Raw genomic sequence first — 21,120 nt, 5'->3', positions numbered from 1 at the left:
GAAACGGGAGGGCGCGACCGGCGCCCCGCTCAGGACGGCGAGAGATCTGCGCTGCGCAGCTTCTGCATCAGCCCGGCGAGCACCCGGCGCTCCTCGGTGCTGAACTGGCGCATCAGCCCGGCCACCCAGGCGTAGTGCGCGGGCAGGGCCTTGCCCAGCAGCGCGTCGCCCTCGGGCGTCAGGCGGATCAGCCAGGCGCGGCGGTCCTGCGGGTCGGCCTCGCGCCGGCACAGCCCGGCGCCTTCCATGCGGTCGACGATGCGGGTCATGGTCTGCGAGGTCACCGCGACGCCTTGTGCCAGCGCGCCGACGCTCAGGCCGACGGGGTTGCGCTTGAGCAGCAGCAGCACGAAGAACTGCGACTGCGACAGGCCGCCGTGGCGGGCCAGGTTGGCCTCGAAGGCCGCCAGCATCTCGCCGGTGGCCGAAGCCCAGGCCAGCCAGGTGTGCAGCCCGTCGACGTCCGGGTTGCCGTAGGCGGCACCGAAGGCGGCGAGCGTGTCGTAGCTGGGCAGGTCCTTGAGTTCGAACATCGGCGTCTCCTTGGCTGAAATGTAGTCGGCTACATAAAAGATCGTCAAGCCTCTGCGAGGGCGTGCGAAGCGAGATCCGTCGCCCCGTCGGCCTGCTCTTGATCAAAGCCAAGCGGTCTGGACTGGATACGATAAGCATTCCCATTCGCATCGAGCCCGGCGGCGCGACCGTTCGCCGCGGGCCGGAAAAGGAACCGTCCAGATGATCAAGCCCCTGCTGGCCGCACTCGGCCTCGCTTTCGTGTCCGCTGCGGCCCAGGCCGCGCCCGAGGACATCGTCAAGAAGTCCGGCTGCCTGATGTGCCACCAGGTCGACAAGAAGGTCGTCGGCCCGTCCTACAAGGAAGTCGCGGCCAAGTACAAGGGCAAGAAGGTCGACGCGATGCTGTTCGACAAGGTGCGCAAGGGCGGCGCCGGCAACTGGGGCGTCGTGCCGATGATTCCGCACACGCCGCAGCAGATCTCCGACGCCGACCTCAAGACCGTCATCGCCTGGGTGCTCAAGCAGTGAGGTCGGGCGCGGCGCGCGCCGGTCAGCTCGCGCGCGTGTAATCGCGCTCGAGCCTTCGCCAGGCGCAGAACGCCTTCCGGCCTCAGACCGGCGCGTAGCCGCCCAGGCCGTCGGGCCAGGGTGTCAGCACCTCGCAGCCGTCGCGCGTGACGGCCACCATGTGCTCCCACTGCGCCGACAGCGAGCCGTCGCGCGTGACGACGGTCCAGCCGTCGCCCGCTTCGCGGATCGCCGGGCTGCCGGCGTTGAGCATCGGCTCGATCGTGAAGATCATGCCCTCGGCCAGCCGCAGCCCCTGGCCACGCTGGCCGAAGTGCGCGACGTGCGGGTCACCGTGGTAGACGGTGCCGATGCCGTGGCCGCCGTACTCGCGCACGACGCCGAAACCTTCGCGCCGCGCGACCGTCTGGATCGCGTGGCCGACGTCGCCCAGCGTCGCGCCCGGGCGCACGCGGCGGATGCCGGCACGCATCGCCTCGTAGGTGGTGTCCACCAGCCGGCGCGCCAGCGGCGAGACCTCGCCGACGCAGTACATGCGGCTGCAGTCGCCGTACCAGCCGTCGTGGATCACGGCGACGTCGATGTTGACGATGTCGCCGTCGGCCAGCACCGTGGCCGGCGACGGGATGCCGTGGCAGACGACCTCGTTCACCGAGGCGCAGACCGTCTTCGGGAAGCCGTGGTAACCGACGTTGGCCGGCACCGCCTTCAGCGTGCCGACGATGTAGTCGTGGCACAGCGCATCCAGCGCCTCGGTGCTGACGCCGGCGCGCACGTGCGGCACCAGCATCGCCAGCACCGACGCGGCCATGTGGCCGGCTTCGCGCGCCTTGGCCACCTCGGCCGGATTGCGCCGCGGCACCGGCCCCCTCATTGCACCCTCGCTTCGGGCGCCCCGGCCACCCGGGCCAGGTCCAGCCCGCCGGCCAGCTCGGCGCGCACCAGCATCCGGCACAGCTCGCCGTGCGGCAGGTCGGGGTGCAGCTCGGCGAGCATGCCGATGCGCATCCAGTGTTCGGCCTGCGCGTTGATCGAGCGCGACAGCGCACCCGCCGCGACCCGCAGGCTCTCGTGCATCGGCTCGGAGATTTTGACGATTCCCATGCCGGCATCGTATACGAAACGTATACGAAGCATATGGTCGTGGGTTTCAGGCGGGCGGCAACAGCCCAGGCCCTGCCGCCGGCGGCAGCCAGGCCGCGGCCGGACAGTCGCGCTCCAGGCCGGCGTGCGGCGCCAGGCCGCAGGGCAGCGGCGGCACCGGCAGCGCCTGTGCCAGCGCGCAGGCGGCGGCGAAGCCGGTGTCGCCATCGAAAGCGTGGGTGACGATCAGCCCGATGCCGGCCGCGACGGCCTGGTCGGCCAGCGCCAGGCAGCGCGCCAGCCCGAGCAGCGCCGGCTTGAGCACCAGCGCCGCGGGCCGGCGTCCCGGCGGCAGCGACAGCAGGGCCGCGGCACGCGCCGGGTCGGCCAGCGACTCGTCGGCGGCCCAGGGCAGCGGCAGCGGCGGCGGCATGCCCGGGCAGGGCTCCTCGACCAGCTCGACACCGTGGCGCGCCAGCGCCGCCAGCCGCGCCGGTGCGTCGGCCGGCGCGAGCGCACCGTTGGCGTCCAGCCGAAGTGCCACCGCGCCCGGGCCGGCGGCGGCGTCGGCTGCCGCACGCACCGCCGCCAGCAGGCGGTCTTCGTCGGCGGGGCTTCGGCCGGGGATCGTGATCTTCAGCTTCAGCACGCGGTGGCCGCGGGCCGCGGCCTCGGCGGCTGCCGACGGCGCGCGTTCATCGTCGGGCAGCAGCACGCTCACGGCCACCGGCTGCAGCGTGCGGCCGCCGGCCAGCCAGCGGGCGGCCGCACGGCCTTCGGCCTGCGCCGCGGCCTCCAGCAGCGCGCACTCCAGCGCAAAGCGTGCCGACGGCGAGCCCGCCAGCAGCGGGGCCAGCGGCGCCAGCGCGGCATTCAGCCGCGCGCCCGGCGTGCCGGCGTCGGGCAGCCGCAGCGTCGTGCCGGCGAGCGCCGCCAGCACGGCCAGCACCGTGTCGGCGTCGTCGCTGCTGAAGCCCGGCAGCGGCAGGGCCTCGCCGTGGCCGGTGAAGCTGCCGTCGGACACCGCGACCCGCACCGCCACCCGCGGCCTGTCGCTGCCGCGCACGCTGAGCGTGCCGCAGGGCACGCGTACCGGCGCGCCCAGCGTCAGCCGCCGCGCGCCGGTGTTCATGCCGCCAGCCGCGCCAGCGCCGCGGCCACGGCCTGTGGTGCTTCGAGCAGCAGGTTGTGGCCGGCGCCGGGCACCCGTTCGTGCGTGATCTGCGGCGGCCGCGCCAGGCCCGCGGCCAGGGTGTCGAAGCGGGTGTCCTCGGCCCCGGTCAGCCAGTGCAGGCGCTGGCCGGTCGTGGCGACCGCGGCGCGGTAGTCGGGCATCTGCGCCAGCCCGGCGACCTCGAAAGCCCAGGTCAGCGCCTGGGCGTCGTGCGCCAGCCGCGCGGCGCGCTGGGCCGCCTGCGCCGCGGCCGGCATAGCCCGCTGGCTGGCGAACAGCGGCAGCGCCTCCCAGGCGTCGACGAAGGCGGCCAGGCCGTCGCGGCGCAAGGCTGCGGCCCGCGCCGCGTCCTGCGCCGCACGTTCGGCGCGTTCGGCCCCGCCCGCCAGCCCGACGTGGCCGCCGACCAGCAGCACCGCGCGTACGCGGCCCGGCCGCGCCATCGCCGCGCCCAGCGCCAGCCGGGCGCCCATCGAATAACCGGCCAACAGCGCACCGGGGGGCAGCGTGGCGGCGATGGTGTCCACCGCCTCGGCCCAGCTGCGCGGTTCGGGCGCCGCCGGGCCGTGGCCGGGCAGCCAGGGGCACCAGGTTTCGCCGTGCGCGGGCAGGGCGGCGAGCACGCCGTCCCAGGCGCCCGGGTGGCCGAGAAAACCGTGCAGCAACACCAGCGGCGGCCCGTCGCCGCGTGCGGCGTGGCGGGTGCCGGGCGCGTTCACGTCAGCGACACCGCCGCGGCGCCGGCCTCGGCCATCGCCGACAGCAGCGCTGCGCGCGTGGCGCTGCCGCCGTCGGCGACACGCGCCTCGATCAGCATCGGCCGGTTGGCGGCCAGCGCGCAGTCCAGCGCGTCGCGCAGTGCTGCCGGCGTGGCCACACGCTCGTAGCCCAGGTCATAGGTGTCGGCCAGGCCCTCGAAGCCGCGGCCGTGGCCGGCGACGAACAGCGCCTCGCAGTCGTCGGCCAGCGCCGGGGCGCGGCCGATCGGCAGGCGCTCGAAGATGCGCCCGCCGTCGTTGTGCACCGCGACGATGGCCAGCGGCCCGCGCACCGCGGCCGCGGCGGCCAGGCCGCCGGCGTCGTGCAGCAGCGAGACGTCGCCCAGCAGCAGCGCCAGCGGGCCGTCGAGCACACGCCGGGCGCCGGCGGCGCCGGCCACCAGGCCGTCGATGCCGGCGGCGCCGCGCTGGTGCAGCACGGCCAGCGGCCGGCCGTCGGGGCGCAGGTCGTGGTCCAGGTCGCGCACCGGGTTGCTGTTGCCCACCATCAGCGTCGCACCGGCCGGCAGCGCGGCGCGCAGCAGCGCCGGGATCTGGTGTTCGTGCAGCGGGCCGTCGTCGCCGCCGTCGGCGCAGTCCTCGCGTGCCGCCCAGGCGCCGGCTTCGGCGAACTGCCAGGCCTGGGCGTACGCGGTGGCGGCCTCATGCTCGGCCCGCGGCCGTGCCTGGGACTCCAGGCGCTCGGCGGCGGCCTCCAGCAGCGCGGCCACCGGGCCCAGCAGCATCGCGGCGGCGCCACCGGCGGGGTCGGCCGGGCGTTCGCCGGGCAGCACGATGCGTTCGGGTGCGTCGTGGCCGGCACACAGCGCCAGCCACTGCGCAGACACCGCCGGCGCGCCGATCTCCAGCGCCAGTTCGGGCTTCAGCGCGGCACGCACCGGGCGCGCGCGCAGCAGCGCGTCGAAGGCGCCCAGGCAGCGCGGCAAGGTTTCGGCCGGCAGGCCGAAACGCAGCTGGCTCGTGGCCTCGGCCAGCAGCACGTAGCCGCTGGCGGCGACGAAACGCGCGACCGCGCGGCGCAGCGCCGGCGCGTCGGGCGCGGGCAGCGGGCCGGCGACGATGAGGCCCTTGGGCGCGGCCGTCACGCGTTCGACCAGCAGCGCCACCGCCTCGGGCGACGGCATGGCCGCCGGCGGCAGCAGGCGCGGCGCGCCGTCGCGCGACAGACGCTCGACCAGCGGCCGCCAGGGCTCGCCGCCCGGGCCGGGCTGCGGCTCCAGCGGCTTGCGAAAACGCGCGTTGACGTGCACCGCGCCGGACAGCGGGTGGCGTGTGGCCAGCACCGCCTGCGCGGCGATGCGCGGCACGGCACGCAGCGCGGCCGGGTGTTCGTCGGGCAGGCCCAGGTCGTAGAAGGCGCGCACGTGGCGGCCGAAGAGGTGCTGCTGGTCCACCGTCTGCGAGGCCTGCGCGTCCTGCACCTCCCAGGGCCGGTCGGCACTGAGCAGCAGCAGCGGGATGCCGGCCTCGCGCGCTTCCATCGCCGCCGGCAACCAGTGCCCGGGCGCGGTGCCGCTGGTGGCCAGCACCACCGCCGGGCGGCCGCTGGCCCGTGCCTGGCCGAGCGCGAAGAAGGCCGCCGCGCGTTCGTCGTGCAGCAGCGTGTGCGGCAGCGTGCGCGCCAGCGCCAGGGCCAGCGGCGTCGAGCGTGATCCGGGGCTGATGACGGCGTGGCCGATGCCCGCGTCGCGCAGCGCGCCGGCGAACAGCCGCGCCCAGGCGGTGTGCAGGTCGCTCACTGGGGCGCCCCGGCCAAGTCCTGAGCGCTCACTGGGGCACCCTCCGGCCTGGCGGCCGGTCCCGCCAAGCGGGAATGAGCCCCGGACAAGTCCTGAGCGCTCATGCTGCGGCGAAGGCCCGCCACGCGTCGAGCACGCTGCCTTGTTTGGCGCGTGTCTCGGCGAGTTCACGTTCGCCGTCGGAGCCGTCGACGATGCCGGCACCCGCCGGCAGCACCGCCAGCCGGCCGCTGAGCAGCGCACCGCGCAGGCCGACGACGGCGTGTGCCGTGCCGTCGGCCGACAGGCGCAGCACCGGGCCGGCATACAGGCCGCGCGGTTCGCCTTCCAGGGCTGCCAGCAGCGTGGCGGCGCGCTCGGCCGGCAGGCCGCAGACCGCGGGCGTGGGGTGCAGCGCGTGCACCAGCGCCAGCGCGTCGGTGTCGGCGCGCAGCGTGGCTTCGATCGGCGTGTGCAGGTGTGCCAGCCCGCGCGTGCGGCGCAGGCCGGGCGGGCGCGCCGGCGGCAGCGCCTGCACCCAGGGTGCGATGGCCGCCCGCACCGCGTCAACGACGACGGCGTGTTCGTGGCGCTCCTTGGCGTCGGCGTGCAGCTCGTCGGCGCGGGCCTCCGGGCGCGTGCCGGCCAGCGCCTCGGTGCGCAGCGTGCGGCCGTCCAGGCGCAGCAGTGTCTCGGGTGTGGCGCCCAGCCAGGCCTTGCCGCCGCGGCACCAGGCGTAGCGCACCGCGCCGCTCTGGTGTGCCGACAGCCGGCGCAGCACCGCGGCGGCGCTGGGCGCGTGTTCGAACGCGATGTTGGCGCGCCGCGCCAGCACCACCTTGACCAGCTCGCCGGCGCGGATGCGTGCCACCGCGTCACCGACCGCGGCGGTGTAACGCGCCGCCGTGTCGGCGTCGTCGAACTCGTCGAAGCCCGGAAGCGGCGTGTTCTCGGCCGCCGGCAGCGCCGCCAGCTCGCGCGCGACCGAGTTCAGCCGGGCGCGCAGCGTGTCGGCCTCGGCGGCCGGCAGCGTCAGGCGCAGCCAGGCGCGGCCGCCGCGCTGCACCACCAGGCGCTCGGGCAGCACCACGCCGCCGGGCATCAGGCCGGCCCACAGCGCGTCGGGCATCTCGCGCGCCGAAAACGGCAGCGCGCCCAGCGCAGCGGGCGGCGGGGCGTCGGGGCTGACATCGGCCAGACCGGCCCACAGCGCGTGCGCGTCGCCCGGTTTGCCGGTGAGCCAGCGCACCGCGCCGATGCCCACCCAGGACTCGCCGTTGGGCGCCAGGAACGCCGCCGTCGGCTCGCCGCCCGCGGCGAGCAGGCGCTCGGGCGGCAGCGGGGCGATCTCCAGCGCGGCACTGCAAAGACGCAGCGGATGGCCGGGGGGCAGGGCGAGGTTCATCGACGACGGGGGCGCGGACCGGGGGCTGAGGCTCGGCGGGACGATACACGCTGACCCGGGCGCAGCGCAGGGTCGCGGCTAGACCTAGGTCAAGAGAGCGTGACGATAGGCCGCGCTGCGCGCAAGGTTTGGCGAAGCGCCGTCCCCGCCTGGCGACACGGGCCGGCCGGCGCCCTGTTCAGCCGGCAGTGTCGGCGGCTGCCGGCGTGCCGGGTTCGCCGCGCGGCAGCCGCACCGTGAAGGCGGTGAGGTCGCCGTCGCAGCGCACCGTGACCTCGCCGCCGTGCGCCTGGGCGATCTCGCGCACGATGTACAGCCCCAGCCCCAGGCTCTCGCGGCCCTCGCCGCCTTCCTGAGGTGCGCTGCCGCGTTCCAGCGGGCCGAACAGCCGGGCCAGGGCCTGGGCGTCCGCGGGCTCGCCGCGGTTGTCCACCCGCAGCACGAGTTGCGGGTCCCGGCCGTCGAGCACCACCTGCACCGGCGCGTCGCGGCTGCCGTAGCGGATGGCGTTGGACACCAGGTTGCGCAGCAGCTGCTGCAGCCGCACGCCGTCCCAGTGGCCGTGGGTGTCGCCGCTGATCGACAGTTCGATGTGCCGGCCGGGGTGGGCGCCGCGCAGCTGTTCCACTTCGTCGGCCGCCCGGGGGGCGAGGTCGATGGGCGCGCATGCCAGGCTCAACCCCAGGCCGAGGCTGGTGCGGCCGAAGGTCGTCAGGTCGTCGATCAGCGCGCGCAGCGACTCGCCGCTGCGCATCAGCCGCGCCGCCGCCGTCGTCACCTGCTCGCCGGCCTGCAGCCGATGCAGGTAGGTGGCCGTCATGAAGATGTTGCCCAGCGGCGTGCGCATGTCGTGCCCCAGCATCGCCAGCACCAGGTTGCGCGAGAACTCCACCTGGGCATGGAAGTGCGCCACCGACTCGGCCACCGCCTGGTCGATCGCCTCGTTGAAACGCATCACTTCCTCGACCTGCGGCCGCTCCAGCGGCACCACGGCGAGCCAGCGGCGCAGAACGCTGGCACGCAGCGCGCGGTATTCGGCCACCAACTGGTTGATGTCGAAGCCGTGGCGTGCGCGCAGCACGGCGTGCGTCTGGGCCGCCGTCTGCGGCGCACCGGGGCTCACCGGCGCGAGGCCCTTGGACTTGTCCGCCTGCTGCAGCTGCGTCTGCTGCGTCTTCAAGTCGCGCGCCACCGTGAGCAGGATCGCGGGGGCGTGGTCGCGCAGCGCCAGCGACGACATGCCCTCGGCCGCCGGCAGCTGGGTGGCAGCGAACGCCTCCCACTCGGCCATGATGGCGTCGAGGTCATGAATGATGAAGTCGGCCAGGCCCAAGTCCTGAGGTTGATGCAGCATCCGGCCCTCCTCTGAAGGCAAAGACTGCGCCAGCGGCGCGTTCCGCTGTGATTAACCCTCAGCGTGAACCGTGCCACGCTGGGCAGAATCGTCATCCCGAGTGGGGACGCATGAGCCCTGACCGCCGGGCGACGCCCGCGCGTGCCGCCGTGCCCCCCGCCACCCCGTGCCCGCCGACAGCGAGGTGCCTGCATGCGACTGGCTGAGCGACGCTCCTGGCTGCCCAGCACCATCCGTGGGCGCCTGCAGCTGCTCGTCGTCGCCTGCATCGTGCCGGGCTGGCTGGCGGCGGTGGTGGTGCTGCTGACGCACTACCAGCGTGAGCACGACGCGCTGATGCGCAGCGCCGGCACGTCGGCCACGCGGCTGCTGCAGGCGCTGGAGTCGGAGATCGACAAACACGCCACGGCACTGCGCATGCTGGCCACCTCGCCGCACCTGGACCGGGGCGACCTGCGCGCCTTCCACGACCAGGCCGCGCTGGCCCGCCCCGAGACCGACGCGCTGACGCTGGTGATCTTCGACACCCAGGAGAACCAGCTGCTCAACCTGCTGGTGCCCTACGGCGGGCCGCTGCCGCCGCGCCGCCCGCTGGACATGTTCCCGCCGGCCACCGGCGACGGCCAGGCGCAGGTGTCGGACCTGTTCCTGGGCGCCGTCACCGGCGTGCGGCGCGTGTCGCTGCGCGTGCCGGTGATGCGCGACGGGCGCCAGCGCTACTGGCTCGTCATGGTGCTGTCGGTGGACACGCTGGCCGACTTCATGCGGCGCCAGGGGCTGCCGCCGGGCTGGATCGCCAGCGTCGTCGACCGCAAGGGCATCACCGCCGCGCGCACCGTCAACGCCGAGCGCTACGTCGGCACGCCGCTGGTGCCGCAGATGCTGCAGCGCGTGCTGAACGAGGACAGCAGCAGCTCGTTCACGACCACGCGCGAAGGCGTGGAGGTGCTGGCCGCCCATGCGCGGTCCCAACGCTGGCTGTGGTCGGTGACGATCGGCGCGCCGCGCGCCGAGCTGACCGCCGAGCTGCGCGAGAGCCTGGCGCTGTTCACCGGGCTGGCGGCCGTGCTGCTGCTGGGCGGGCTGGGCCTGGCCACCGTGCTGGCGCGCAGCATCGCCCGGCCCATCCAGGCGCTGACCGGCCCGGCGCGCCAGATCGGCGCCGGCCGGCGCGTGCCGATCCCCCGCCCCGACATGCACGAGGCGCGCGAGCTGGCCGACGCGCTGGTCAGCGCCCAGGGGCTGCTGGACGAGCGCGAGCAGGCGCGCGACCTGGCCGAGGCCGCTCTGCGCCGCAGCGAAGCCGACCTGCGCCTGGCCATCGAAGCCAGCCGCATGGGCACCTGGGACCTGGACATGCGCAGCGGCGTGCTGCACCACTCCGAGCAGCACGACCGCTGCTTCGGCCACGCCGAGCCGGTGGCCGAATGGACGGTGGAGTCCTTCCGCAGCGCGCTGCACCCCGAGGACCGCCCGCGCGTGCTGGCCGAGGCCGAGGCCTCGATGCGCCTGGGCGAGGCGCTGAACACCGAGTTCCGCGTCGTCTGGTCCGACGGCAGCGAGCACTGGCTGGCGCTGCACAGCCTGATGCTGCGTGACGAAGCCGGCGCGCCGGCGCGCATGATCGGCGTCGTCGCCGACATCACCGAGCGCAAGCAGAACGAGACGCTGCGCCTGCGCGGCGTGGAGCTGGAGGCGCAGAACCGCGAGATCGCCGCGGCCAGCCGGCGCAAGCAGGAGTTCCTGGCCAGCGTCTCGCACGAGCTGCGCACGCCGCTCAACGGCGTCATCGGCTTTGCCAACCTCCTGCGCCAGGGCAAGGTGCCGCCCGAGTCGGCGCGGCACCGGCAGTACCTGGACCGCATCGCCCAGGGCGGGCAGCACCTGCTGCAGGTGGTGAACGACCTGCTGGACCTGTCGCGCATCGAAGCCGGCAAGCTCGACTTCAGGCCCCGGCCGCTGGACCTGCCGGTGCTGGTGGACGAGGCGCTGGCGCTGCTGCGCGAGCCGGCCGAGGCCAAGCGCATCGGGCTGCACGCCGAGCTGCAGCCGCTGCCCGGGCTGTGCCTGGACCCGCTGCGGCTGACGCAGGTGCTGCTGAACCTGCTGTCCAACGCCGTCAAGTTCACCCCGGCCGGCGGCCGCGTGGTGCTGCGGGCGCAGGCGTTGGACAGCGAGCGCTGGCGGCTGGAGGTGCAGGACACCGGCGTCGGCATCGGCGAGGCCGACCAGGCGCGGCTGTTCGGCCGCTACGAGCAGGCCGAGAGCGCGCAGCCCGAACGCGCCCGGGGCAGCGGCCTGGGCCTGGACGTGACGCGCCAGCTGGTGCAGCTGCAGGGCGGGCGCATCGGCGTGCGCAGCGTGGTCGGGGAGGGGAGCGTGTTCTGGGTGGAGTTGCCGAGGAGCACCGGACAGCCGCCAGCGTGAAGCGCGGTCGGCAAGCGGGCCTTGCCGGCCCGCGGAACCCGGGCGGGTGAGCCGGGTGACGCCTTGGTGTGACCGGCCTGGCCCGGCAACCACGCACGGCTCGCCTGATGCCCGACGCGTGCCCGCTCGCCTGCCTGCCGCCCGGCGCCATCGCCCGCCACCGGCCCGCGGGCGCCCGCGTCGTCAACCTGCATGCCTGGGCCGCCCGGCGTGGTGGGTGCGTTCACGGCCGCTTCAGTCGAGCCAGAAGTCGTCGCCCGCCGCCATGACCTGCTCGTCCAGGAACTCGACCACGCGCCGCACGCGGGCCAGCTCGTGCGTGTCCTCGTGCGTCACGCACCAGTAGCTGCGCACCAGGCGCACCTTGTCCGCCAGCACCGGCACCAGGCCCGGCTGCTGGCGCGCCATGAAGTGCGGCAGCACGCCCAGGCCCGCGCCGCCGGCCAGCGCCATCATCTGGCTGATGACGTTGGAGATGCGCAGCTGCGGCACCAGGCCGCGCTGCACCTGGGGCAGGTAGTCCAGCTCCTCGGTCCACATCAGTTCCTCGACGTAGCCGATCCAGCGGTGGGCCGTGAGGTCCTCGCGCTGGCGGATGGCGGCGTGGCCCTGCAGGTACTGCGGGCTGGCGTACAGGCCCAGCGCGTAGTCCACCAGCTTGTGCGCGTAGACGCGGCCCTGGGCCGGGCGCGTCATCGTGATGGCGAGGTCGGCTTCGCGCTTGGACAGGCTGAAGCTGCGCGGCATGGCCACCAGCTCCAGTTCGAGCTGCGGGTGGCGCGTGGCCAGCGTGGCCAGCCGCGGCCCGAAGAAGTAGGTGCCGAAGCCCTCGGGCGAGCCCACGCGCACGCTGCCCGAGAGCTGCTGGCCCGCGTCCGCCAGGCGCCCGGTCAGGCGCAGCGCCATCGCCTCCATGGCCTCGGCGTCGGGCAGCAGCCGTTCGCCCTCGGGGGTGGGCACGAAGCCGGCCGGGCGGCGGTCGAACAGCGGCGTGCCCAGCGCCGCCTCCAGGCCGCTGATGCGCCGGCTCAGGGTGCTGTGATCCACGCCCAGCTGCCGCGCGGCCACCGTCAGGCGGCCGGTGCGGGCCATCGCCAGGAAGGCGCGCAGGTCGTTCCAGTCGAAGTCGGGCATGCGAGTTTTTGCACAGCCGGTGTGCTGATTTGCGAGTTCTTTTGCAGGAATGCCGATGCTATCGTGGCCTCGCCCCGTCCACACCGGCCGGGGCCGGCACCCGCAGAGGTGACCGACGAGACAAGATCGGAGACAGACATGGCTTTCTGGATACGCAGGGGCATGCGGGTGCTGGACCTCGCATGCGCCACGCTGCTGGCACTGATGGTGGTGCTGGTCTTCGGCAACGTGGTGATGCGCTACGGCTTCGACGCCAGCATCACCGTGTCGGAGGAACTGGCCCGCTGGGCCTTCGTCTGGATGACGATGCTCGGTGCCGTGGTGGCCGTCGAGAACCGGGGCCACCTGGGCAGCAACCTGCTGGTCGAGCGCCTGGGCCGCGGCGGGCGCCGGGCCTGCCTGCTGCTCAGCCAGACCCTGATGATCGCCATCACCGCGCTGCTCCTGGTGGGCAGCTGGCAGCAGGCGGCCATCAACTGGTCGGTGCGCGCGCCGGTCAGCGGCCTGTCGATGGCGGGGTTCTACGGTGCCGGCGTGGTCTTCGGCGTGCTCGTGCTGGGGCTGCTGCTGCGCCAGGCCCTGCGCACCGTCACCGGCGAGCTCGGCGACGAGGACCTGGCGCCGCTGCAGGAGTCCGAGGACGTGGCGCAGATCCAGGACCTGCACCTGGACCGCAGCGCCGCCTGGCGCCACTGAGGAGCAGGCCATGACCGTGTTTCTCTTCCTCGGCTCGCTGCTGGCCGTGATGGCCCTGGGCACGCCCATCGCCTACGCCCTGCTGGCCAGCGGCGTGGCGCTGATGTGGCAGCTCGACCTGCTCGACGCCCAGATCCTGGCGCAGAACGTCATCAACGGCGCCGACAGCTTCCCGCTGCTGGCCGTGCCCTTCTTCATGCTGGCCGGCGAGATCATGAACGTGGGCGGGCTGTCGCGCCGCATCGTGAACCTCGCGCTCGCGCTGGTGGGCCACCGCCGCGGCGGCCTGGGCTTCGTGACCATCGTCGCCGCCTGCCTGATGGCCGCGCTGTCGGGCTCGGCGGTGGCCGACACCGCGGCGCTGGCCACGCTGCTGCTGCCGATGATGGTGCGCGCCGGCCACGACCGGGCGCGCGCCGGCGGCCTCATCGCCTCGGCGGGCATCATCGCGCCGGTCATCCCGCCGTCCATCGGCTTCATCGTCTTCGGCGTCGCGGCCAACGTGTCGGTGGGCAAGCTCTTCCTCGCGGGCATCGTGCCCGGCCTGATGCTGGGCCTGGCGCTGGCGCTGACCTGGGGCTGGATCTCGCGCCGCGAGGCGGTGCAGCCGCCGCCGCCGGCCTCCGCGGCCGAGCGCTGGACGGCGCTGCGCGAATCGACCTGGGCCCTGGCGTTGCCGGTGATCGTCGTCGTGGGCCTGAGGATGGGCGTGTTCACGCCCACCGAGGCGGCGGTGGTGGCGGCGGTCTACGCGCTGGCGGTGTCCACGCTGGTCTACCGCGAGCTGCACTGGCCGCAGCTCGCCGAGGTCTTCGTCAGCGCCTCGCGCACCACCGCCGTGATCATGTTCCTGGTCGCGGCGGCGATGGTCAGCGCCTGGCTGATCACGGTGGCCGACGTGCCCAGCCAGGTGGTGAGCCTGCTCGAGCCGCTGCTGGACAGCCCCACGCTGCTGCTGCTGGCCATCATGGTGCTGGTGATGGTGGTGGGCATGGCGATGGACATGACGCCCACCATCCTGATCATGACCCCGGTGCTGATGCCGCTGGTGAAGGCCGCCGGTATCGACCCGGTCTACTTCGGCGTGCTGTTCATCATGAACAACGCCATCGGCCTGATCACGCCGCCGGTGGGCACCGTGCTCAACGTGGTGGCCGGCGTGGGCCGCATGAACATCACCGAAGTCACGCGCGGCGTCCTGCCGTTCATGGCCGCGCAGACGGCCGTGATGTTCCTGCTCGTCTTCTTCCCGCAACTCGTCTTGGTGCCGCTGCGCTGGCTCCACGGCTGACAGGCCGTGAACGAGCCCGCCTCACCCGCCCGGCCGTCGCAGGGCGAGCGGCCCGGGCGTGCGCGGTTCGTTCACCGCTGCGACTGCTTCTGACCGAGCCGGCAGGCCGGCTCGCCCGATCCGGAGCGCACACCGCTCCTTGCCAACCCCCAGACGGAGACCCCGAGTCCATGTCCCTCATCCGCAAGCTCAAGACCCGCGCGCAGAACGGCCAGCCGGTGCGCGTCGCCGTGATCGGCGCCGGCAAGTTCGGCTCCATGTACCTGTCGCAGGCGCCGCGCACGCCGGGCATCCACCTGACCGCGGTGGTCGACCTCTCGCCCGACCGTGCCCGCGCCTCGCTGGCGCGCGTGGGCTGGGACGCGCCGCGTTTCGCCGCCACCTCGCTGGCCCAGGCCAAGAAGGACGGCAGCACCTTCATCACCGACGACGCCCACGCCGTCATCGCCAGCGACGCGGTGGACATCGTCATCGACGCCACCGGCAGCCCCGCCGCCGGCATCGCCCACGCGCTGCTGTGCTGCGAGCACCGCAAGCACATCATCATGGTCAACGTCGAGGCCGACGTGCTGGCCGGCCCCTATCTGGCGCGCCGGGCGGCCGAGGCCGGCATCATCTACAGCATGGCCTCGGGCGACCAGCCGGCGCTGATCGCCGAGCTGGTGGACTGGGCACGCACCATCGGCATGGAGGTCGTGTGCGCCGGCAAGGGCACCAAGTACCTGCCGATCTACCACGCCAGCACGCCCGAGACGGTCTGGGGCCACTACGGCTTCAGCGAGGCGCAGGTCGCCGGCGGCGACTTCAACGCGCAGATGTTCAACAGCTTCCTCGACGGCACCAAGTCGGCGCTGGAGATGGCCGCGGTGGCCAACGGCTGCGAGCTGTCGCCGCCGGAGGACGGCCTGGTGTTCCCGCCCGTGGGCGTGGACGACCTGCCGCACGTCCTGCGCCCGGCCGCCGACGGCGGCATCCTGCCGAAGAAGGGCATGGTCGAGGTGGTCAGCTCGCTCGAGCGCGATGGCCGCCCGGTGTTCCGTGACCTGCGCTGGGGCGTGTACGCCGTGTTCGAGGCGCCCAGCCCCTACGTGAAGGACTGCTTCCAGCAGTACGGCCTGAAGACCGACGCCAGCGGCCGCTACGCCGCCATGTACAAGCCCTACCACCTCATCGGCCTGGAGCTGGGCATCTCGGTGGCCAGCATCGCCGTGCGCCAGGAGGCCACCGGCGCCACCGGCGAGTGGCGCGGCGACGTGGGCGCCACCGCCAAGCGTGCGCTCAGGGCCGGCGAGAAGCTCGACGGCGAGGGCGGCTTCACCGTCTACGGCAAGCTGATGCCCACCGCCACCTCGCTGCGCCGGCGCGCGCTGCCCATCGGCCTGGCGCACAACATGGTGCTCAAGCGCGACATCGCCGCCGGCGAGGTCGTGAGCTGGGACGACGTCGAGTACGACGCCAGCAAGCAGGCCGTGCAGGTGCGCCGCGCCCAGGAGGACATGTTCCGCCGCGAACTGCAGCTCTGACCCCGCGCGGCCACGCCGCCGCCCCGGCGCCGCCACGGCGCCGGGCCCACCGCCCCCAGAAGGCCATCGACACAACGGAGACATCACCATGCAGACCCCCAACGCCCTGCGACGCCTGCTCGCCCGCGCCCTGCTCGCTGCCCCCCTGCTCGCTGCCGCCGCGCTGCCCGCGGCCGCGCAGGAGATCCGCGACCAGACGTTCAAGTTCGCTTTCGTCCAGCCCAAGGACAGCCACATGGGCGCGGGCGCGGTGCGTTTTGCCGAGCTGGTGGCGGCCAAGTCCAAGGGGCGCATGCAGATCAGGCTCTTCCCTGGCGGCACGCTGGGCGGCGACATCCAGACCATCTCGGCGCTGCAGGGCGGCACCGTCGAGATGACGACCCTGCCGCCGGGCCTGATGGTGGGCCTGGCCAAGCCCTTCGCGGTCTTCGACATGCCCTTCCTGTTCAGCAGCTTCGCCGAGGCCGACGCGCTGCTCGACGGCCCCGTGGGCCAGAAGCTGCTGACGCAAGTGCCGGCTGGCCTGGTGGGCCTGGCCTACTGGGACCACGGCTTCCGCAACCTCAGCAACAGCCGCCGTCCGGTGGCCCGGCTGGAGGACTTCGCGGGGCTGAAGATCCGCGTGTCGCAGTCGCCGATGATCATCGAGACCATCAACGGCCTGGGCGCCAACGCCACGCCGATGGCCTTCACCGAGGTCTACTCCGCGCTGGAGACCAAGGCCGTCGACGGGCAGGAGAACCCCACCGCGGTGTTCGACGCCAACAAGTTCAACGAGGTGCAGAAGTACCTCTCGCTGACGCGCCACCAGTACAACCCGCTCATCGTGCTGGCCAGCGGCAAGGCCTGGGCCCGGCTCAACGACGCCGAGCGCCGGGTGCTCACCGAGGCCGCGGTCGAGACGCGGGCCTACCAGCGCCAGGTCTCGCGCGAGATGGAGGCCAGGTCCACCGCCTCGCTCAAGGCCCGCGGCACCCTCGTCAACGAGGTCAGCGCCGCCGAGATCGAGCGCATGCGCCGCCACCTCGCGCCGGTCTCGGCCAAGCTGGCCAAGGACATCGGCGAGGCGCTGGTGGGCGAGGTGAGCGCCGAGGTCGAACGCCTGCGCGAAGCGAAGTAAGCCCGCGCCCGGCACACCGCCGGGGCCGGCCGACGCGCAGGACGACCCGGGCCTGCGCCGGCCGGGCCGGCCCGCGGTGGCCGCCGGCCGGCCCCGCCACCGCATCCCACTCGTTACGCGACCTGCCGCCACCATGCCCCGCTTCGCCGCCAACCTGTCGCTGATGTATCCCGAGAAGCCCTTCCTCGAGCGCTTCCGCGCCGCGGCGCAGGACGGCTTCGAGGGCGTGGAGTACCTCTTCCCCTACGAGCACGACCCCGCGACGCTGCGCGCCCTGCTCGACGAGCACGGCCTGAGCCAGGTGCTGTTCAACGCGCCCCCCGGCGACTGGGCTGGCGGCGAGCGCGGCCTGGCCAGCCTGCCCGGGCGCGAGGCCGAGTTCCGCGAAGGCATCGAGCGTGCGCTGGCCTGTGCGCGGGCGCTGGGCTGCCGCCGCCTGCACGTGATGTCGGGCCTGCTGCCCGCCGGCGTGCGCCGCGAGCAGCGTCTGGCGCTCTGGCACGACAACCTCGCGTGGGCCGCGGCACGCGCGTTGGCCGCCGGCTGCACCCTGCTCATCGAGCCCATCAACCAGCGCGACATGCCGGGTTACTTCCTCAGCCGCCAGCAGGACGCGCACGACGCGGTGCAGGCCCTGGGCTCGCCCGCGCTGAAGGTGCAGATGGACCTGTACCACTGCCAGATCACCGAGGGCGACCTGGCGATGCTGCTGCGCCGCTGGCTGCCCACCGGGCAGGTCGGCCACCTGCAGATCGCCGGCGTGCCCGAACGCCACGAGCCCGACCGGGGCGAGGTGCACTACCCGTACCTCTTCGAGCTCATCGACGAGCTGGCCGCACAGGGGCACTGGGACGGCTGGATCGGCTGCGAGTACCGGCCCGCGCGCGGCGGCAAACCGCTGGGCACGTCCTCGGGCCTGACCTGGCTGCATCGGGAGCGGGCGGGCGGGCGGCGGCGCGGCTGAGCCGGCCGGCATCAACGCCAGGCCGGGCCGGCGTCATGCGCCAGAGGAGGAGTTCGTTTCCCCTCAGCGCCCGGATTCGACCGCCCGGCGCAGCGCGGCCCGCGCCAACAGGCGAGTGGAGTCCAGCGTCGGAAGCGGCGAGTTGCCGTCGTCGATGATCAGCGGGATCTCGGTGCAACCCAGAACCACGGCGTCACAGTGGTGGGCCTGCAGGTTGCGGATGACGCTCTGGAAATACGCGACGGTGGCCGGCCTGACAACACCCGGGACCAGCTCGTCCATGATGAGCCTCCCCATCTCGTCTCGTTCGGCTTCGCTGGGGCGCACGTAGTCCAGCCCACGCGCGGCCAGCTTCTCGGGGTAGACCTCGCTCGCCACCAGCCACCGGGTGCCCGTGATGCCGATGCGCCGATAGCCGCGCGCGGCGGCTTCGGCGGCGACGACCTCGGCGATGTGCAGCCAGGGCCGCGGAGAGGCCGGCTCGACCTTCGAGAACGCCTGGTGAATCGTGTTGTCGGGGCAGACCAGGAAGTCGGCGCCCGCGGCGGCGAGTTTCTGGGCCGAAGCCAGCATCAGCTCGGCGACGCCGTCGAGGTCGTTGCGCTCCAGGCACTCGACGTAATCGGCGAGGGACGCGGTGTGCAGCGAGACCTCAGGATGAGCGTGCGGGCCGAGCAGCGCTGCGCCTTCTGCGCAGATCGTCCGGTAGCAGAGAGCGGCGCCTTCAGCAGAGCAGCCGACGATTCCGATGTGCAACGGTGCGGGCATGGAGATGACTTCGTGTCCTGGGTTTCGAGATCGGGCGGGCAGGGGCGGGGCCACTGGGCCGTTGCGGGGCTGGGCTGACGCTGTGGCCGGCCCCCCATCCGGGGTGCCGGCAGGCGCGCCGTGCCTGCGTTCCTGAGTTCTCCCGCCTTCGGCGGGCACCCGTTGTACTAGATTGGGCGCGCCGCGGACATCGCGGCCAGGGAGGGCAGGTGGCACAGACCGACCGCCATTACAAGATCCGGCAGTGGCTGGACTCGGGCCGCTGCGTGAGCCGCGAGTGGCTGATGCGCGAGCTGGAGGTGTCGGCCTCCACGCTCAAGCGCGACATCGCGCTGCTGCGCGACCGGCTGAACACGCCCGTCGAGTGGGACCGCGAGCGCCGCGGCTGGCGGTTGCAGCGCCGGCCCGAGGGGCCCGACGGCCAGTACGAGCTGCCCGGGCTGTGGTTCAGCGCCGAGGAGATCCACGCGCTGCTGACCATGCAGCACCTGCTGTCCAACCTGGACGCCGGCGGCTTCCTGGGCCCGCACATCGAGCCGCTGCGCAAGCGCCTGTCGCAACTGCTGGGCACCGGCGCGCCGCCGCGCAGCGATGTGGCGCGGCGCATCCGCGTGCAGACCGTCGGCGCGCGCCGCATCGACCTGCCGGGCTTCCAGGCCATCGGCACCGCGCTGCTGCGCCGCCAGCGGCTGCAGATCGGCTACCGCAGCCGCACCAGCGCCGAGACCAGCGAGCGCGAGGTGTCGCCGCAGCGCCTGGTGCACTACCGCGACAACTGGTACCTGGACGCCTGGTGCCACCAGCGCGAGGCGCTGCGCCACTTCAGCGTCGACGCCGTGCGGCGGGTGCGCGTGCTGGACCGCACCGCCATCGACGTGCCCGAAGACGAACTCGACGCCGTGCTGGGCGCCGGCTACGGCATCTTCGCCGGCCGCGACGTCACCTGGGCGCGGCTGCGCTTCAGCGCCGAGCGCGCGCGCTGGGTGGCCGCCGAGCGCTGGCACGCAGACCAGCGAGGCCGCTTCGACGCCGAGGGCCGCTGGCTGCTGGACCTGCCTTACGCCGACCCGCGCGAGCTGGTGATGGACGTGCTGCGCCACGCGCCCGAGGTCGAGGTGCTGTGGCCGCAGGAGCTGGCCGACGAGGTGCTGGCGCGGCTGAAGGCGGGGGTGGCGCTGCAAGACGCTGGATGAATCTTCAGGGCCGCAGCGCTTTGGCGGCTCATCTGCTGGCCCGGCGGCCGGCGACAGTTTCCTCATCGCTGCGCGGCAAAGCCGTCGCGGCAATCCCTTCCACCTTGACGACACAGGAGCAGACGAGATGACCCGACAGCAACTGACCCTCGATACCCTGACCGCGTTCGTGGCCGGCGGTGCCGTCGCCATTCGCGGCAAGGCCGTGCTGGAGCCGGCCGGTGGCCCGGGCGACAAGGTGTTCCCGCCCACGCACAGCGTCGATGACCGCAAGCCCCAGCCCGGGGCGCGCTACGCCTTCGAGCGCCGCATCCTGCCCGGCGGTGAGGTCGCCGAATGCGTGCTGCTGGACTCGGTGCAAAGCCAAGCCAACCGCATGGAAGAGGCGCTGCAGGCGCTGTGGGCCGAGCGCCGCATCGCACTGCCGGTGATCACGGTCGACTTCGGGGCCATCGCGCCCGAGGTCGGCTGCGTGACCTCGCTGACCGCGCCGCACCGCGTCGCCGACGCGCTGCTGCGCGACAGCCTGCATGGCGAGACGCTGTTCCGTGCATCTGCGCTGGGCAAGTCCTTCGTCGATGCCTCGATCCGCAACGCTGGTCCGCTGTTCCGCGCCTGCCCAACCGCGCTGGTGTTCGGGCTCTGGGACAGCACCGGGCCCAAAGGTGGGCGCGGTGCCAAGTTCGCGCGAGCCCTCGTGTCGGAGATTGTCGGTGTCGGCGCGGTGCGTGGCGTCAAGACCTCCAGCCGCATCGATCCGGCGGCGATCATGCGCGACGCGGCGACGATCTACGTCGCCCGCGAGCGGGACGCGGACGGAAACCTGACCTGGACCACCGACGTGATGGCGGCCGAGGTGCTGGATCCGACCAAGCCGCCCCGCAGCGACGCCGATGCCGACCGGGTGCGCAAGTGGGGCAGCAAGGACAAGGCCGGCAAGCCTGCCTCCATCGTGCACGGAAACATCCCTCCGTCCATCGACGACGTGGCCGGCGGCGTCACCATCGACCACGCCGAGCAGACCCTGGTGCTTTCGCTGGCCGCGCTGCGCCGGCTGTCCTTCGGCGGCGGCGATGCCGCCGTGCGTACCGTGCTCGCAGCGCTGGCGCTGCTCGCCGCCCTGGCCGCCGAAGACCGCGGCCACGACCTGCGCTCGCGCTGCCTGCTGGTGCCCTCGGCCGATGGACGCGGCACGTTGCAACTGGAGGCCGTCGTCAAGGACGGCAGCGTCGTCCCGCTGGCGCTGACCCTGCAGGAGGCCGTCGATCTCTACGTCGCCGCGGTCGCGGCACTGCCGCCTGAACTGAGTTTCGTGCGCTGGGGCAGTGGCGAAGTGCTGGCACCGGGCGTCGCGCTCGCCGAACTCACGCCCTCTCCCAAGCTGCAGCATCTGGTCATCGAGAGCCGCAAGCTCGCGGCCGCCGGTGCCGACGCCGAGGGAGACTGA

General features: G+C 73.5%; 19 protein-coding genes. 9 read left to right on the top strand and 10 right to left on the bottom strand.

The window, feature by feature from the left end:
- Positions 1–29: 29 nt before the first annotated feature.
- Positions 30–533 carry a MarR family winged helix-turn-helix transcriptional regulator gene (locus EV684_RS01035; protein WP_132644344.1) on the bottom strand — a complete coding sequence of 168 codons (504 nt, stop codon included), beginning with the start codon at positions 531–533 and terminating at the stop codon, positions 30–32.
- Between the two features lie 202 nt (positions 534–735).
- Here EV684_RS01035 and EV684_RS01030 point away from each other — a divergent pair, with 202 nt between their 5' ends.
- Positions 736–1,044 carry a c-type cytochrome gene (locus EV684_RS01030; RefSeq protein WP_132644343.1) on the top strand — a complete coding sequence of 103 codons (309 nt, stop codon included), beginning with the start codon at positions 736–738 and terminating at the stop codon, positions 1,042–1,044.
- A gap of 82 nt (positions 1,045–1,126) precedes the next feature.
- On the opposite strand, the gene map is transcribed toward EV684_RS01030, so the two are convergent.
- The 7 genes from map to EV684_RS00995 form a co-directional block, all read right to left on the bottom strand.
- Positions 1,127–1,918, bottom strand: a complete 792-nt coding sequence (gene map / locus EV684_RS01025) for a type I methionyl aminopeptidase (RefSeq protein ID WP_132644342.1) — start codon at positions 1,916–1,918, stop codon at positions 1,127–1,129.
- Entirely contained in the window at positions 1,915–2,148 is a 234-nt protein-coding gene (locus EV684_RS01020; protein WP_132644341.1) for a ParD-like family protein, read from the bottom strand. Before EV684_RS01020 ends, map begins: the two co-directional genes overlap by 4 nt.
- Positions 2,149–2,194: 46 nt before the next feature.
- Positions 2,195–3,259: an enolase C-terminal domain-like protein gene (locus EV684_RS01015; RefSeq protein ID WP_132644340.1), complete on the bottom strand. Its 1,065-nt coding sequence runs from the start codon at positions 3,257–3,259 to the stop codon at positions 2,195–2,197.
- Complete coding sequence (locus EV684_RS01010) at positions 3,256–4,020, bottom strand: alpha/beta fold hydrolase (RefSeq protein WP_165908354.1); 765 nt, start codon at positions 4,018–4,020, stop codon at positions 3,256–3,258. Before EV684_RS01010 ends, EV684_RS01015 begins: the two co-directional genes overlap by 4 nt.
- A complete protein-coding gene (gene menD, locus EV684_RS01005; protein ID WP_165908353.1) occupies positions 4,017–5,819 on the bottom strand; it encodes a 2-succinyl-5-enolpyruvyl-6-hydroxy-3-cyclohexene-1-carboxylic-acid synthase in 1,803 nt (600 codons plus the stop codon). Before menD ends, EV684_RS01010 begins: the two co-directional genes overlap by 4 nt.
- Before the next feature lie 100 nt (positions 5,820–5,919).
- On the bottom strand, positions 5,920–7,203 hold the full coding sequence (locus EV684_RS01000) for an isochorismate synthase (RefSeq protein WP_132644337.1): 1,284 nt from the start codon (positions 7,201–7,203) through the stop codon (positions 5,920–5,922).
- 178 nt (positions 7,204–7,381) lie between these two features.
- Positions 7,382–8,557 carry a sensor histidine kinase gene (locus EV684_RS00995; RefSeq protein WP_375138608.1) on the bottom strand — a complete coding sequence of 392 codons (1,176 nt, stop codon included), beginning with the start codon at positions 8,555–8,557 and terminating at the stop codon, positions 7,382–7,384.
- Between the two features lie 192 nt (positions 8,558–8,749).
- Between EV684_RS00995 and EV684_RS00990 the strand changes: the two genes are divergently transcribed.
- A complete protein-coding gene (locus tag EV684_RS00990) occupies positions 8,750–10,984 on the top strand; it encodes a sensor histidine kinase (RefSeq protein WP_132644336.1) in 2,235 nt (744 codons plus the stop codon).
- Positions 10,985–11,218: 234 nt separating this feature from the next.
- Here the strand turns inward: EV684_RS00990 and EV684_RS00985 are convergent, their stop codons facing one another.
- On the bottom strand, positions 11,219–12,118 hold the full coding sequence (locus EV684_RS00985) for a LysR family transcriptional regulator (RefSeq protein ID WP_132644335.1): 900 nt from the start codon (positions 12,116–12,118) through the stop codon (positions 11,219–11,221).
- A 138-nt stretch (positions 12,119–12,256) separates the two neighbouring features.
- On the opposite strand from EV684_RS00985, the gene EV684_RS00980 reads away from it, so the two are divergent.
- The 5 genes from EV684_RS00980 (at position 12,257) to otnI (ending at position 17,712) form a co-directional block, all read left to right on the top strand.
- Positions 12,257–12,814 carry a TRAP transporter small permease gene (locus EV684_RS00980; RefSeq protein ID WP_242478429.1) on the top strand — a complete coding sequence of 186 codons (558 nt, stop codon included), beginning with the start codon at positions 12,257–12,259 and terminating at the stop codon, positions 12,812–12,814.
- Positions 12,815–12,824: 10 nt separating this feature from the next.
- Positions 12,825–14,105 (top strand): TRAP transporter large permease, encoded by a 1,281-nt coding sequence (locus EV684_RS00975; RefSeq protein WP_132644334.1) that lies wholly within the window; start codon positions 12,825–12,827, stop codon positions 14,103–14,105.
- A 170-nt stretch (positions 14,106–14,275) separates the two neighbouring features.
- The gene (locus EV684_RS00970; protein WP_132644333.1) at positions 14,276–15,628 is read left to right on the top strand and encodes an NAD(P)H-dependent oxidoreductase; all 1,353 of its coding nucleotides are present in this window, start codon (positions 14,276–14,278) and stop codon (positions 15,626–15,628) included.
- A gap of 88 nt (positions 15,629–15,716) precedes the next feature.
- Positions 15,717–16,748, top strand: a complete 1,032-nt coding sequence (locus EV684_RS00965; protein WP_132644332.1) for a TRAP transporter substrate-binding protein — start codon at positions 15,717–15,719, stop codon at positions 16,746–16,748.
- A 133-nt stretch (positions 16,749–16,881) separates the two neighbouring features.
- Entirely contained in the window at positions 16,882–17,712 is an 831-nt protein-coding gene (gene otnI, locus EV684_RS00960; RefSeq protein ID WP_132644331.1) for a 2-oxo-tetronate isomerase, read from the top strand.
- 63 nt (positions 17,713–17,775) lie between these two features.
- Here otnI and EV684_RS00955 read toward each other — a convergent pair whose 3' ends face one another.
- Positions 17,776–18,480: an aspartate/glutamate racemase family protein gene (locus tag EV684_RS00955; RefSeq protein WP_132644330.1), complete on the bottom strand. Its 705-nt coding sequence runs from the start codon at positions 18,478–18,480 to the stop codon at positions 17,776–17,778.
- Between the two features lie 209 nt (positions 18,481–18,689).
- Between EV684_RS00955 and EV684_RS00950 the strand changes: the two genes are divergently transcribed.
- Both EV684_RS00950 and cas7g read left to right on the top strand, forming a co-directional pair.
- Positions 18,690–19,673 (top strand): helix-turn-helix transcriptional regulator, encoded by a 984-nt coding sequence (locus tag EV684_RS00950; protein ID WP_132644329.1) that lies wholly within the window; start codon positions 18,690–18,692, stop codon positions 19,671–19,673.
- A 127-nt stretch (positions 19,674–19,800) separates the two neighbouring features.
- Positions 19,801–21,120 (top strand): type I-G CRISPR-associated RAMP protein Csb1/Cas7g, encoded by a 1,320-nt coding sequence (gene cas7g / locus EV684_RS00945; protein ID WP_132644328.1) that lies wholly within the window; start codon positions 19,801–19,803, stop codon positions 21,118–21,120.

The sequence above is a fragment of the Rubrivivax gelatinosus genome (assembly GCF_004340905.1).
In the GTDB taxonomy this organism is placed as follows: domain Bacteria; phylum Pseudomonadota; class Gammaproteobacteria; order Burkholderiales; family Burkholderiaceae_C; genus Rubrivivax; species Rubrivivax gelatinosus.
This window is presented reverse-complemented; position numbering and strand designations above follow the sequence as displayed.

What these genes read in the sequence shown, in the direction of transcription:
- EV684_RS01035 (WP_132644344.1), bottom strand. Translation starts at nt 533, where the DNA reads ATGTTCGAACTCAAGGACCTGCCCAGCTACGACACGCTCGCCGCCTTC.
- EV684_RS01030 (WP_132644343.1), top strand. Translation starts at nt 736, where the DNA reads ATGATCAAGCCCCTGCTGGCCGCACTCGGCCTCGCTTTCGTGTCCGCT.
- map (WP_132644342.1), bottom strand. Translation starts at nt 1,918, where the DNA reads ATGAGGGGGCCGGTGCCGCGGCGCAATCCGGCCGAGGTGGCCAAGGCG.
- EV684_RS01020 (WP_132644341.1), bottom strand. Translation starts at nt 2,148, where the DNA reads ATGGGAATCGTCAAAATCTCCGAGCCGATGCACGAGAGCCTGCGGGTC.
- EV684_RS01015 (WP_132644340.1), bottom strand. Translation starts at nt 3,259, where the DNA reads ATGAACACCGGCGCGCGGCGGCTGACGCTGGGCGCGCCGGTACGCGTG.
- EV684_RS01000 (WP_132644337.1), bottom strand. Translation starts at nt 7,203, where the DNA reads ATGAACCTCGCCCTGCCCCCCGGCCATCCGCTGCGTCTTTGCAGTGCC.
- EV684_RS00995 (WP_375138608.1), bottom strand. Translation starts at nt 8,557, where the DNA reads ATGCTGCATCAACCTCAGGACTTGGGCCTGGCCGACTTCATCATTCAT.
- EV684_RS00990 (WP_132644336.1), top strand. Translation starts at nt 8,750, where the DNA reads ATGCGACTGGCTGAGCGACGCTCCTGGCTGCCCAGCACCATCCGTGGG.
- EV684_RS00985 (WP_132644335.1), bottom strand. Translation starts at nt 12,118, where the DNA reads ATGCCCGACTTCGACTGGAACGACCTGCGCGCCTTCCTGGCGATGGCC.
- EV684_RS00980 (WP_242478429.1), top strand. Translation starts at nt 12,257, where the DNA reads ATGGCTTTCTGGATACGCAGGGGCATGCGGGTGCTGGACCTCGCATGC.
- EV684_RS00975 (WP_132644334.1), top strand. Translation starts at nt 12,825, where the DNA reads ATGACCGTGTTTCTCTTCCTCGGCTCGCTGCTGGCCGTGATGGCCCTG.
- EV684_RS00970 (WP_132644333.1), top strand. Translation starts at nt 14,276, where the DNA reads ATGTCCCTCATCCGCAAGCTCAAGACCCGCGCGCAGAACGGCCAGCCG.
- EV684_RS00965 (WP_132644332.1), top strand. Translation starts at nt 15,717, where the DNA reads ATGCAGACCCCCAACGCCCTGCGACGCCTGCTCGCCCGCGCCCTGCTC.
- otnI (WP_132644331.1), top strand. Translation starts at nt 16,882, where the DNA reads ATGCCCCGCTTCGCCGCCAACCTGTCGCTGATGTATCCCGAGAAGCCC.
- EV684_RS00955 (WP_132644330.1), bottom strand. Translation starts at nt 18,480, where the DNA reads ATGCCCGCACCGTTGCACATCGGAATCGTCGGCTGCTCTGCTGAAGGC.
- cas7g (WP_132644328.1), top strand. Translation starts at nt 19,801, where the DNA reads ATGACCCGACAGCAACTGACCCTCGATACCCTGACCGCGTTCGTGGCC.